The following is a 12,371-nucleotide window of genomic DNA, read 5'->3' as shown; positions in this document are numbered from 1 at the left end:
CCCGGGGCGGCGTCCGGCCCGGGGCGCGTCCCGGGACGCGTCTCAGAGCGGGAGGAGGTCCGGGCGCTTCGCCTCGACGTGGTCGCCCGAGGATTCACCGCGCAGCCGTCGGCCGATCCACGGAACCAGGTACTCGCGCGCCCAGTGGATGTCGTCCCTGCGTACTTCGAGCGTGCCGCGCCGGTCCTGCGGGGGCCACGCCTGGTCCGGGTCGGCCGGTACCTCCAGCCCGAGGACCTGGGCGGCGCGCAGTGCGACCCGGGTGTGTCCCTCGGGGGACAGGTGGAGCCGGTCGTCGTCCCAGGCGCGCCGGTCCTGGACGGAGCGCAGCGACCACAGGTCGAGGACGGGGCAGTCGTAGCGGTCGGCGATGGACCGCACGTGGGCGGTGTACGTGGCGATCTTGCCGCGCAGGTGGCGCAGCACGGGAACGCCCCGGGTGTCGAAGCCCGTGGTGACCATGACGGTGCCGACCGACCGGGCGAGCTCGGCGACGGCGCGCTCGAACCGCTCGGCCACGTCGTCCGGGTCGGTTCCGGGCCTGATGATGTCGTTGCCGCCGGCGCAGAAGGTCACCAGGTCGGGTGCCAGTTCCCTGGCACGCGGCACCTGCTCCTCGACGATCTGGTCGAGGAGGCGTCCGCGTACGGCGAGGTTGGCGTACCTGAAATCCGCGTGCGTGGGGCCTTCGGTGCTCGTCGCCGCGTCGGGGTCCGGGAGCTGGTCCGCGAGAAGTACCGCGAAACGGTCCGCCCAGCCGACGTAGGTCCCGTCCGGACCGGGGTCTCCGACTCCCTCGGTGAAGCTGTCGCCGATCGCCGCGTACGACCCGATGACGCCCTGCCGGTCGATGACGTCACGTTGGTTGTTTCTCGAATCGTCTGCCACAAGGGCTTATCCTGCACCGACGAATGTGACCTACGCGACCGTAATAAGGGGTTGACGGGTGGTGAGATAGACCACCCGGTCAGGGTCTGCGACAGGGGAATAACGAGCTGGGGAGCAGAAGGGGCGGTGCGCCGCCGCGCACCGCCCCTTCGTTGTCGCCCAGGTCACACCTGGCCGCTGCGGCCGTCCGGCCGTTCGGCTCAGACGTAGACGCCGTGCGCGGCGAGGTAGGCGATCGGGTTGATGTCCGAGCCGTAGCCCGGACCGGTGCGGACCTCGAAGTGCAGGTGCGGACCGGTGGCGTTGCCGGTGGAACCGGAGAGGCCGATCTGCTGACCGGCGCCCACGGACTGGCCCGCCGAGACGGAGATCGAGGACAGGTGGCCGTACTGCGAGTAGCGGCCGTCGGCGTGCTTGATGACGACCTGGTTGCCGTACGCGCCGCCCCAGCCCGCGGTGACGACGGTGCCGGAGGTGATGGCCTTCACGCCGGTGCCGGTGAAGACGGGGAAGTCGATCCCGGTGTGGCTGCCGCTGGACCAGTTCGAGCCGGAGGCGCGGTAACCGGTGGTGTGGTTGCCGGGAACCGGGTGCACGTAACCGGAGGCGCTGCTCCGGTCGGCCGGGGCGGACGTCTTCGACTCCGTGACCGTGGAGGGCTTGGCCGGGGCCGACTTGGCGGGGGCGGACTTCTCGACGGTCGCCGACGGCGCCGCGGGGGCCTTCGACGGGAGCGAGGAGCCCGCACCCGCGCCGGTGGGCGCGGAGGCGCCGGAGGCCTTGGCGCCGAGCGTCAGCTTCATGCCCGGGAAGATCAGGCTCGGGTCGTCGCCGACGACCGCGCGGTTGTCCTGGTAGAGCTTCTGCCAGCCGCCGTCGACCTTGTGCTCGGCTGCGATCTTCGACAGGTAGTCGCCCGCGACGACGGAGTACGTCGTGGTGGCGGCCTGCTTCTGGGCGGCCTGCTGGGCCGGGGCGGCGTGTGCGGCGGAGGCCGACTTCGGGGCGGCGGCCGGGGCCGACTGCTCCGCGGCGTGGGCGCCGGTGGCGCCCAGCAGCGGCAGGGCGATGACGGCGCCGCCGGTGCTCACGGCGGCGACGCCGCGGGCGATGGTGCTGGTCCTGGTACGACGGTGCTTACCCGCGATGGGCATGACGTGCTTCCTCTCCGGCGCCTACGAGGTGAGCTGTCGGGTTCGGGCTGGAGATGCCCGGTCGCGGCGAGCGCGACTTCACCCCGAGCCGACCGGATTTCTCCGTTCGGCGGCCTACCTGGTTCCCCCGCTCCTGCCACGCGATGAGTGGGTGCGATATCCGGTCGGCGGCAGGATTAGGCGGTCCGGCCGGATTGACGGTGACCGTAAGCGAGTCGGGACGGCGAGAACAAGCCATTGGTTCCGCACCGGATTCCACGCCGGGAATTCGGCGCGGAATTCCGGTCACCCTCCGTGGATTACGGATCTTGAATTTCCGCGCCGCACACGGAATATCCGACCCCTCCGCCAGCACGTACGGTCACGGATATGATCCCGCTCACGAGCCGGAAACCCGCGAGCGGATCAATCGACACACATTCCATAAAATCAACTCATTACGGACATGGCAGAGATCGGTGCGCGTTCACGCGCGCCGCAGCCTCAGCACCCGCGCGTCCAGGTCGCCCCGGAGCCCGCTGTGCAGCCCCTGGTGGAGCAGCACCGACCCGTGGTGCACCGACCCCGTGTCCAGACAGGTGTACGTCGCCGCCGGGTCGAGTCCGCGCAGTCGCAGGGCCGGCGGCCGCTCCCCGAAGCGCTGCGCCTGCAGCCACATCAGGACCACGGTCTCCTCGCCGTGGACGTACTGCACCGCGCTCAGCCCGCCGCGCGGGGCGCGCAGCCGGTACAGCGCCCCGTGCTGCACCACCGGCCGGATCTCCTTGTAGAGGTCGACCCAGTTCCGCGCCTCGGCCAGGTCCTCCGCACTCCACTCGGCAAGGTCGCCACCCACCCCGAGCACGCCGGCCATCGCGCTCACGAAGCGGAAGCGCAGGGAGCTGACCCGGTCGTTGAGCTGCACGTTCGGGCTGTCGGTGACCCAGGCTGCCATCACCCGGGCGGGATGGATCTGGCCGAATCCCTCCTGGATGGCGAGGCGGTCGAGCGGGTCGGTGTTGTCCGAGGTCCACACCTGATCGGTGCGGGAGAGGATGCCCAGGTCGATCCGGCCACCGCCGCCCGAGCAGGACTCGAAGGCCACCGAGGGATGCGCGGCCCGCAGCCGGTCGATCAACGCGTACAGACCGTCGACATGTTCGACCCAGAGTTTCTGCGGATATTCCTCACCCGGCCATCCCGCGTCCGTGAAGCTGCGGTTGAAGTCCCATTTCACGTAATCGATCGGAGCATTGGTCAGCAGGGCGTCCAGTTGTTCCCAGAGATACTCGCGAACGTCGCTCCGGGCCAGATTGAGCACCAGTTGATGACGGAACTCGGTCCGTTCACGTCCTGGGAAATGCTGCACCCACTCGGGGTGCGCACGATAGAGATCGCTGTCGGGATTGACCATTTCCGGTTCGACCCAGATGCCGAACTGCATGCCGAGGCCGTGCACTTCGTCGGCCAGTGGTTTCAGCCCGCCGGGGAAGCGGTCCGGATTCGGTGTCCAGTCCCCGAGTCCGGCCCGGTCGCTGGTGCGCCGCCCGAACCAGGCGTCGTCCACGACGAACAGCTCGACGCCCATCGCCGCCGCGCGCTCCGCCAGGGTGCGTTGCTGGTCCCGGGAGATGTCGAAGCCGGTCGCCTCCCATGAGTTGTAGAGGACCGGCCGCAACTGCCGTGCGTCCGGGACGACGTGCGCCAGCTGCCAGGCGTGCCAGGCGCGGCTCGCACCGCCGAAGCCCTCCCCGCTCCACAGTCCGGCGAAGACGGGGGTGACGTACGACTCGCCCGGCGCGAGCAGCAGCAGCCCCGCGTCGTCGTGGCCGGCGCCTCCGGTGATCTGCACGACCCCGTCGGGGAGTTGCTGTACGGAGATCCGCCATGAGCCGGACCAGCCGAGGGCGCAGCCGTACACCTCGCCGTGTTCCTCGGTGGCCGCGCCGTCCGCGTCGAGCGCGACCCACGGCAGGTGCTGGTGCCCGGTGTGGCCTCGCCTGCTGGAAATGACGCTCTCGCCGTAGGTGAGCTCCGTCCGCGCGAGTCGCGTCTCCGCCGCCCAGCGGCCGTGCAGCCGGTTCAGCCGCCAGCCGTCCCGGGCGGGCAGCGTCCACGCGGCGGCGTCGGCGCGCAGCAGTTCCAGCGAGGGTCCGTCCGGCCCGGCGTGGGCGACGGTGGCCCAGCGCTCGATCACGTCGGAGTCGTCCCGCATCCGGTAGTGCAGGGTGAGGGCGAGTCGGTGCACCCGGTCGGTGAAGTGGACCCGCAGTTCGTCGCCTTCGACCACGGCGTCGACGAAGGTCCACTCGGTGCCGCGAACCTCCGGGGTGCGCACCGAGAGGGCCGGACGCACGAACCGGGGGCCGCCCTCGACCGGATACTCCTCGCGGCCGTCGAGCGGGGACTCGAACCCCCTGGGCGGCGGCTCCGGCGCGGCGGCCAGGGCCTCCGCCGCCGCGAGGGAGATCCGTGGCCCCCAGTGCAGGTGGATCAGTTCGTCCCGCTCCGTGAGCCGTAGTGCGTAGCCGCTGCTCGCCCCGGTGAGCAGCCAGGTCCGGCCCGAGTCGCCCGTCTCGATCATCGCATCCCCACATTCCAACAGTTCCGCACATCATCAACCATCACAGGCAGCGGGGCAACGGTTGCGACGCGTGATCCACCGACGGACTCACGACCGCTTGCACGACGGCCGGCGGTGTGACGGCACGGGAAGGGGGCGGGGTATCGACAGGAGAAGGGACGAGATGATTGCCTGAGGAACCGATGTCGTAGCGTCGCGGCCGGTGGCCTTGCCGGCGGCTCGCGTCGACGCCAGCACACCCTCAGGAGTCACCGTGACGCAGCAGCCGCAGATCCCGTCGACGGAACCGGAGCTGGCGGGCGTCCGCAACTTCCGCGACGTGGGCGGACTGCCCACCGCGGACGGCCGACGGGTGCGGCACGGGAGGCTGTTTCGCAGCGGGCACCTCGCGCACGCCACGGCCGCGGACACCGCGTTCCTCAGCGGTCTCGGGCTGCACACGGTCTTCGACTTCCGCAATGCCTCCGATCGCCGGCTCGACGGCCTCGACGTGGAGCTGCCGGGCGTGCGGAATCTGAGCATCCCGCTCTCCGACCCGGCCGACGGCGCCGAATTCTGGCGGATGGTGCGCGACGGCGACCTCGACCAGCTGCGCTCGCTCCTCGCGGACGGCAAGGGGGCGGACCGGATGATCGCCTCGTACCGCTCGATCGTCCTGGACCGCACGGTCGAGCACGGCCGGGTGCTGCGCGCCCTGGCCGAGGACAGTGTTCCGGCTCTGATGCACTGCGCCGCGGGCAAGGACCGTGCCGGTCTGTCGATCGCCGTGTCGCTGCTCGCGGTCGGCGTCGAGCGCGACGCCATCGAGGCCGACTACCTGAAGTCCAACGACGCGCACCGCCGGTACCGGATCCACCGCAGCGACACCTCGGCGGACGGCATGTCGGCCGAGGTGATGGAGCTGCTGAATCCGCTCTTCGGCGCCCAGCCGGACTACCTCGCCGCGGCCTTCGCCACCATGGAGGAGACCTGGGGCAGCACGGAGCGCTACCTCTCCGAGGGGCTGGGGCTCACCCCCGGGGCCCGCGAGCGGCTGCGCGACCGGCTTCTGGACACGGCCTGACGACGGCTGTCCGCGGTGGCGGTCAGCCCTTGCCCGCCACCGCGAACAACAGGTAGAGGAAGGCCGCGAAGATGTGTCCGGCGATGAGATACGCGAACAGCCGGATCACCACGCCGCGGGGGAACTTCCGCTCCTGGGCCTCGTACTTCTTGGTCGACCCGAGCGGGTCGAAGTTCTCCGAATCGGACATGACAGTCCTCTCTGGTAACCGGCCGGACCGGTCTCAGTGACGGTGGATGCCGCCGCCGAGACACAGCTCGGCGGCGGGGCTCTGCAGCAGGGTGTGGACGAAGAGGAGCTCGGCACCGTCGCGGTCGACGGCCGTGATCCGGTGCGGGGTCAGCGAGTCGAAATGCGCGCTGTCCCCCGGCGCCAGATCGTGCAGGGTGTCCCCGAGGGTGACCCGCAGGTGGCCGGCGAGCACGTACAGCCACTCCTCGCCCGGGTGCACACGCACCAGGTCGCCCTGCGCGCCGTACGGGACCCGGACGCGGAGTGCCTGCATCCCGTGGCCCGAACCGCCGGCCCGTCGATACAGCCAGCCGTCGGCCTCGGCCCCCTCGAACGTTCCGCCGCGGATGATCGCGTCACGTTCCGGGGGTGTCTCGCCGAGCAATTCCGAGACCGTCGTACCGTAGATCCTGGCAAGACCGAGCAGCATCGGCAGCGAGGGCTGGCGACGGCCCGTTTCGAGCCGGGAGAGATGGGCGGGCGACAGCCCGGCCCGCTGGGCGGCGGCCTCCAGCGTGAGACCGCGGCCCCGGCGCAGATCGCGCAGCCTCGGCGCGACCTCGGGCAGCTCGTCGGCCGCCGCTCCATCCGGAGTGTTCATGTGCCCATTGGGCCAAAAACTTTCCTCGGAGGCAAATCTCTTGCCTCCGAGGCAAAAGCCTATCGCCCCGGCGGACCGGCGCGGACGGTCAGCGGTTGGCGACGGCCTGCTTCACCAGGGTCCTGCCGAAGTCCCACATCAGTCCGCCGCCACTGTGCGCGTCGTCCATCACCGCGGTGAAGGCCGTGACGAACCGGTCCACCTCCGGCTCCCCGATCACCAGGGGAGGAATCAGCTTGATCACCTCCAGGTGATCGCCCGAGACCTGGGTGAGGATGCGGTGCTTGCGCAGCAGGGGTGCCACCACCATCTGCGCGAAGAGGCCCTTGCGCGCCGCCTGCAGCATCGTCCAGCCGCCGCGCAGCTTCAACGACGACGGCCGGCCGAACTCGATGCCGATCATCAGTCCGCGACCGCGCACCTCGTGCAGAAGCTCGTAGCGGCCGACCAGCGCGCCGAGCCGTTCGCGCAGGAGATCTCCGGTGCGGCGGGCGCGGGCGACGATCTCCTCGTCCTCCATCACCGCGAGGACCGCGAGCCCGGCCGCCATCGCCTGGGCGTTGGAGCCGAAGCTCGCGGAGTGGACCAGGACCCGGTCCATCGAGGAGTAGACCTTCTTGAAGATCCAGTCCTTGCCGAGCGTCGCCCCGACGGGCACATAGCCACCGGAGAGAGCCTTCGCGACGCAGACCAGATCGGGCTCGACGCCCTCCTCGTGCTGGTACGCGTAGAAGTCGCCGGTGCGGCCGAGGCCGGTCTGCACCTCGTCGGCGATCAGCAGCGCCCGGTGCCGGTGCAGCAGTTCCTGCGCGGCCCGCAGATAGCCGGGCGGTGCGGCGTGGACGCCCTTGCCCTGGATCGGCTCGACGACCAGCGCGGCGACGTCGCCGCGCCTCAGCTCCCGGTCCAGCGCGTCGAGATCGCCGAGCGCGACGGCGGTGTCCGGCAGCAGCGGGGCGAAGCCGTCCCGGAATCCGCTCTCACCGTTGACCGAGAGCGAGCCGGTCGTCAGCCCGTGGAAGGCGTGGGCGCAGTAGAGGATCCTGGGCCGGCCGGTGGCGTACCGCGCGAACTTCAACGCGGTCTCCACGGCCTCCGTGCCGCTGTTGCCGAAGAAGACCCGGTCCAGGTGCGGGCTGTGCGCGAGCAGCCGCTCGGCCAGCAGTCCCGGCAGTGGCTGGCAGTCGAAGCGGGTCAGGTCGGCGAGCGAGGCGTCCAGGACGTCGTGCAGCGCCTTGCGCACGACGGGGTGGTGGCGGCCGAGACCCATCACGCCGAATCCGGCGAGCATGTCGAGGTAGTCGTTGCCCTCCTCGTCCCAGAAGTACGCGCCCTCGGCCCGTTCGTAGACCTTGTCGAAGCCGATCGTGTGCAGCATCCGGGGCAGTTGGTGGTTGAGGTGCCTGGTGTGCAGTTCGTAACGCTCGGCGCCGCGCTCCGCGAGGAGCCGAGCCAGATCGAAACCGCTGGATCCGTCGTCCTTCATTCCGCGCTCTCCTCACTCCGTTCCGCCGCTCCCCCGGTGACCGGATCGGCGCTGATCCTTCCGTCGATCCCGACCGGGGCGAGTCCGCTGTCCGGCGGTGCCCCGGCACGCCTGCCGTGGGCGGGGAGCCGCTCGGGGACGTCGGCGCGCGCCCCCCGGCGGGCCGGGCCGGGGGCCCGGCCGAGAAGGCGGCGCGGACGGCGGCGACCGGGTGAAGTGCGCCGGTGACGGGACCCACCGCGCGGACCGGGCAACTCCCCGGCTTCCCGGGCGGGTTCGGTGAGTCGTTCCTCGCCCGGCGTCCTGAGCACGCGCGGCCCGCGGATGTTCTCGACGGACGTCACGCCCGCTCCCCCCTCTCCCTGCATCCTGTTCGGCCCACAACGGCGCGGGAGCGCCCGGCGGGTTCCCGCGCCGCCCGTGCCCCGGGCCGCCGACGCGCCGCCGGCCCGGCCGATTCGCACGGCGCGGCGCGTCGCGGACGGCCGGGCCGGCAGCCGGTTCCCCTGCGGTCGTCGTCGTCAGCGGTTGCCCGAGACGGTGTCACGCGCGGCGCGCAGCGACTCCTTCAGCGATCCCATGGTGGCGAGGACGGCTGTGGGTTCGTAGCCGCAGTGCGCCATGCAGTTGGCGCAACGCGGGTCCTTGCCGCGTCCGTACTTGTCCCAGTCGGTCTTCTCGATGAGTTCGCGGTACGTGGGAACGTATCCGTCGCTCATCAGATAGCAGGGCCGCTGCCAGCCGAAAAGCGAGTAGTTCGGAATGGCCCACGCGGTGCAGGGGAAGTCCGCCCTGCCCTCCAGGAAGTCCAGGAAGAGCGGTGAGTGGTTCAGCCGCCAGCGCCGCCGGTTGCCACCCGCGAACGACTTCTTGAACAGTTCGCGGGTCTGCTCGACACCGAGGAAGTGCTCCTGGTCGGGCGCCTTCTCGTACGCGTAGGCGGGCGAGATCATCATCTCGTCGACCTTCAGCTCGTCGTTGAGGTAGTTGAGGACCTCGATGACGTTCTGCGGGGTGTCGGTGTTGAAGAAGGTGGAGTTCGTGGTGACCCGGAAACCGCGCCGCTTGGCCTCCTTGATCGCCGCCACCGCCTCGTCGAAGACGCCTTCCTTGGCGACGGACTCGTCGTGCCGCTCGCGCAGCCCGTCGATGTGCACGGCGAACGCGAAGAACGGGGAGGGCGTGAACTTCTCGATCTTCTTCCGCAACAGCATGGCGTTGGTGCAGAGGAACACGTACTTCTTCCGGGCCACCAGTTGCCGGACGATTTCGTCGATCTGAGGGTGCATCAACGGTTCGCCACCGGCGATGGAGACCATCGGGGCGCCCGATTCGAGGACGGCGCCCACGGCCTGGGCGACCGGCATGCGCTGCTTCAGCACCCCTGCCGGATGCTGGATCTTCCCGCAGCCCTCGCACGCGAGATTGCAGGCGAACAACGGCTCCAGTTCCACGATGAGCGGGAACTTGTCCCGCTTGCGGAGCTTCTGTTCCATCAGATACGTCGCGACCTTGATGGACTGACGGAGCGGCATGGCCATCTGGCTCACCTCCTGGGGAGCGGCAAGGAACGGTGCCATTCATAGAAAGCCGGCAGGACGGCACGGAGAACACGGAAAGCCGATATTCCACCGCGTATCGTCCCGATACGGACGAGCTCGTGCTCCGGAGCGTCCACGATCACCCGTACGGCCGCAACCGGGCGGGGCCCGGACCGCAGCGCCGCGCCCAGGGTGGCGGCGGACTCCATGTCCACCGCGATGGCTCCGGCGGCCCGCAGTTCGGCCCGCTCGTGTCCGTGCACGACATGGGCGGAACCGGTCAGTGGGCCGATGTGGACGGTGCGGCCGGGAACCGCCCGGGCGAGGGCCTCGGCGAGCAGCCCCGTGCCGGTGCAGGGAGTCGGGTCCCCCGCGCCCCGGGTCTCGTCGGCGACCACCAGGTCACCGGGGTGCATGCCGGGTGACAGCCCGGCGCAGAAGCCCGAGGCGAGGACCGCGGTGCCGGGCGGCCGGTCCCGGCCGAGCACCCGCGACACGGTCGTCCCGGCGGCCCTGGGGCCCATGCCCGTACGCAGTACGGTCACGGGGCCGGCAGCCGCTCCGGCCCTGCTCCTGCCGCTGCGCAGGGCGAACTGCTCGATGCCGAGCGCACAGGCGATCAGCAGCGGGGTCGCGGGGCCGGCGTGCCCTGGGCCATCGCCCATCAGGCCCCCTCGCGGCCGGCCGTGCGGCCGGCGAACGGTTCGCCGTGCACGTACCTCCCGAGTGCGGTGAGCGGGAAGACCTGCCGGTAGAGGTGGTAGTTGATGGAGAAGTCCCAGGGAAAGCCGGTGCCGGTGAAATAGGGCTCGTCCCAGGAGCCGTCGCTCCGCTGGGTGTCGGTGAGCCAGGCGACGCCTCGTCGCACGGCCGCGCTGTCCCGCCGTCCCGCGGCGAGCAGGGCGAGCAGCGCCCACGCGGTCTGGGAGGCGGTGGAGGCCCCGTGGCCGATCCACTTGTCCTCCTGGTACGAGCGCAGGTCCTCGCCCCAGCCGCCGTCGTCGTTCTGCACGGACTCCAGCCAGACGACCGCGCGGCGGATCGCCGGGTGCGCGGCGGGCAGTCCGGCGGCGACCAGGGCGGGCACCACGGACCCCGTGCCGTAGACGTAGTTGACACCCCAGCGGCCGAACCAGCCTCCGCACGCGTCCTGTTCGGCGAGCAGCCACTCCATGCCGCGCCGGGTGGCGGGGTCCCCCGCGCGTCCCTCGACGGCGAGCATCTCCACCACGTGTCCGGTGACGTCGGCGGACGGCGGGTCGACGACCTCGCCGAAGTCGCAGAAGGGCAGCCGGTTGGGGAACGGGCTGGTGTTGTCGGCGTCGAACGCGCCCCAGGCCCCGTTGCGGGACTGCATGCCGAGGTTCCAGCGCACGCCGCGCCCGATGGCCGCCTCGATGCGCGCGGCGTCGGGGTGGCGGACCCTGCGCAGGGCGAGGACGACCTCGGCGGTGTCGTCGATGTCCGGGTAGTTGTCGTTGTGGAACTCGAACGCCCAGCCGCCCGGCTGGAGCCGGGGACGGCGCACCGCCCAGTCACCGGGCCGGTCGATCTCCTCGCCGAGCATCCAGTCCGCGGCCCTGACCAGGGCGGGGTGGTCGGGGCTCACCCCGGCGTCGGCCAGGGCGATGGTGGCGAGGCAGGTGTCCCAGACCGGGGACTGGCACGCCTCGATCATCCGGGCGCCGTCCTCGCGCCACACGGCGAACCGGTCGAGCGAGGCGAGACCGGCCCGCATCACCGGATGGTCCAGGTCGTAGCCGAGCAGGTGCAGGGCGATGATGGAGTACACGGCGGGCGGCTGAATACCGCCCCAGCAGCCGTCGTTCTCCTGGCGTTCGACGATCCAGCGGGCCGCGACGTTCATGGCGGTCCGGCGCAGACGGCGCGGGGCGACCCGGTGGTACAGGTGCAGGGCCTTGTCGAGGCGCTGGAAGACCCCGTCCCAACTGGCGGCGGGGGCGGCTCGCCGCGGCGGGTTGGGGCGGCGCGGGTCGGTGTGGAGTTCGTCGAGCGGGAACGGGGCCGGGCGCACCGGCCGCTTCGCCGAGACGACGGTGAGCGGCACGATGGTCTGGCGGGCCCAGCAGCCGAACTCGTAGATGTTGAGCGGAACCCACTTGGGGAAGAACATCAGCTCGGGCGGGAGCTCCGGCAGGTCCTCCCAGCTCCACCAGCCGAAGAGGGCGAGCCAGATGCGGGTGAAGACGCGGCTCCCGGCGATGCCGCCCTGTTCCCTGATCCAGCGTGCGGCGCGGGCCATGTGCGGATCGTCCGGCCGGTCCCCGGCCAGCCGCAGGGCCACGTACGCCTCGATGGTGGCGGAGAGGTCGCCGGGCCCGCCGTGGAAGGTGGCCCAGGTGCCGTCTGCGAGCTGTTCGCCGCGGATGAAGCGGCCTGCCGCCTCCACGACGGCCTGGTCCTGGATTCCGAGGAACTGACGGAGCAGCAGGTCCTCGGCGTCCATGGTGACGTTGGTGGCGAGGTCGCCCTTCCACCAGCCCTGCTCGTCCTGTCTGCCGAGGAGGTGCTCCACCGAGCGTTCCGTGGCGCGCCGCGCGGCTTCGAGCACATCGTCCGCGGCGAGGCTCGTGTCGGTCGGGTTGCTGGCCGCGGCTGCACGGGAATTCACGGACCCGGTGCTTCCGTCGGTCGTCGCTGTCATGGCTTCCCCTTCGTGCAGTGGTTCCTCTGCTGTGCTGGGGTCTCCGTCGGGGGGGGGCCCCCCCGGGGGGCCGCCCCCCCCCCGGCCGGCCAATGAGCACCATAGGGCACAAACAATAATTGAATCAAACAAAAAACCAAAACCCCCACCGGCACCCCCCCGCGCAAGGGGCGCGAGAC

At 70.9% G+C, this 12,371-nt stretch carries 11 protein-coding genes and 1 riboswitch; of the genes, 1 reads left to right on the top strand and 10 read right to left on the bottom strand.

The window, feature by feature from the left end:
* Nucleotides 1-42: 42 nt before the first annotated feature.
* The 3 genes from ACF1CT_RS26125 to ACF1CT_RS26115 all read right to left on the bottom strand — a co-directional run bounded on the left by ACF1CT_RS26125 (nt 43) and on the right by ACF1CT_RS26115 (nt 4,605).
* On the bottom strand, nt 43-888 hold the full coding sequence (locus ACF1CT_RS26125; RefSeq protein ID WP_391786389.1) for an SGNH/GDSL hydrolase family protein: 846 nt from the start codon (nt 886-888) through the stop codon (nt 43-45).
* Between the two features lie 200 nt (nt 889-1,088).
* Nucleotides 1,089-2,042 (bottom strand): peptidoglycan DD-metalloendopeptidase family protein, encoded by a 954-nt coding sequence (locus tag ACF1CT_RS26120; RefSeq protein WP_391786388.1) that lies wholly within the window; start codon nt 2,040-2,042, stop codon nt 1,089-1,091.
* A 5-nt stretch (nt 2,043-2,047) separates the two neighbouring features.
* A riboswitch (cyclic di-AMP (ydaO/yuaA leader) is annotated at nt 2,048-2,202 on the bottom strand.
* Nucleotides 2,203-2,508: 306 nt separating this feature from the next.
* Complete coding sequence (locus tag ACF1CT_RS26115; protein ID WP_391786387.1) at nt 2,509-4,605, bottom strand: alpha-galactosidase; 2,097 nt, start codon at nt 4,603-4,605, stop codon at nt 2,509-2,511.
* Nucleotides 4,606-4,858: 253 nt separating this feature from the next.
* On the opposite strand from ACF1CT_RS26115, the gene ACF1CT_RS26110 reads away from it, so the two are divergent.
* Complete coding sequence (locus ACF1CT_RS26110) at nt 4,859-5,668, top strand: tyrosine-protein phosphatase (protein WP_391786386.1); 810 nt, start codon at nt 4,859-4,861, stop codon at nt 5,666-5,668.
* Between the two features lie 22 nt (nt 5,669-5,690).
* On the opposite strand, the gene ACF1CT_RS26105 is transcribed toward ACF1CT_RS26110, so the two are convergent.
* From ACF1CT_RS26105 to shc, 7 genes are all read right to left on the bottom strand, one after another.
* Complete coding sequence (locus ACF1CT_RS26105; protein ID WP_177328335.1) at nt 5,691-5,858, bottom strand: DUF6126 family protein; 168 nt, start codon at nt 5,856-5,858, stop codon at nt 5,691-5,693.
* A 33-nt stretch (nt 5,859-5,891) separates the two neighbouring features.
* Nucleotides 5,892-6,500 carry a helix-turn-helix domain-containing protein gene (locus ACF1CT_RS26100; RefSeq protein ID WP_391786385.1) on the bottom strand — a complete coding sequence of 203 codons (609 nt, stop codon included), beginning with the start codon at nt 6,498-6,500 and terminating at the stop codon, nt 5,892-5,894.
* 88 nt (nt 6,501-6,588) lie between these two features.
* The gene (locus ACF1CT_RS26095) at nt 6,589-7,986 is read right to left on the bottom strand and encodes an aspartate aminotransferase family protein (protein ID WP_391786384.1); all 1,398 of its coding nucleotides are present in this window, start codon (nt 7,984-7,986) and stop codon (nt 6,589-6,591) included.
* Nucleotides 7,983-8,330: a hypothetical protein gene (locus ACF1CT_RS26090; protein WP_391786383.1), complete on the bottom strand. Its 348-nt coding sequence runs from the start codon at nt 8,328-8,330 to the stop codon at nt 7,983-7,985. The genes ACF1CT_RS26095 and ACF1CT_RS26090 overlap by 4 nt, the downstream gene beginning before the upstream one ends.
* 177 nt (nt 8,331-8,507) lie before the next feature.
* Nucleotides 8,508-9,527 (bottom strand): adenosyl-hopene transferase HpnH, encoded by a 1,020-nt coding sequence (gene hpnH / locus ACF1CT_RS26085; RefSeq protein ID WP_391786382.1) that lies wholly within the window; start codon nt 9,525-9,527, stop codon nt 8,508-8,510.
* A 5-nt stretch (nt 9,528-9,532) separates the two neighbouring features.
* The gene (locus ACF1CT_RS26080; RefSeq protein WP_391786381.1) at nt 9,533-10,192 is read right to left on the bottom strand and encodes a 1-hydroxy-2-methyl-2-butenyl 4-diphosphate reductase; all 660 of its coding nucleotides are present in this window, start codon (nt 10,190-10,192) and stop codon (nt 9,533-9,535) included.
* A complete protein-coding gene (shc, locus tag ACF1CT_RS26075) occupies nt 10,192-12,192 on the bottom strand; it encodes a squalene--hopene cyclase (RefSeq protein WP_391786380.1) in 2,001 nt (666 codons plus the stop codon). Before shc ends, ACF1CT_RS26080 begins: the two co-directional genes overlap by 1 nt.
* Nucleotides 12,193-12,371 lie beyond the last annotated feature (179 nt).

The sequence above is a fragment of the Streptomyces sp. NPDC014734 genome, from assembly GCF_043083325.1.
GTDB lineage: Bacteria > Actinomycetota > Actinomycetes > Streptomycetales > Streptomycetaceae > Streptomyces.
The sequence above is the reverse complement of the archived record's forward strand: the minus strand, read 5'-3'. Positions and strand labels throughout refer to the sequence as shown.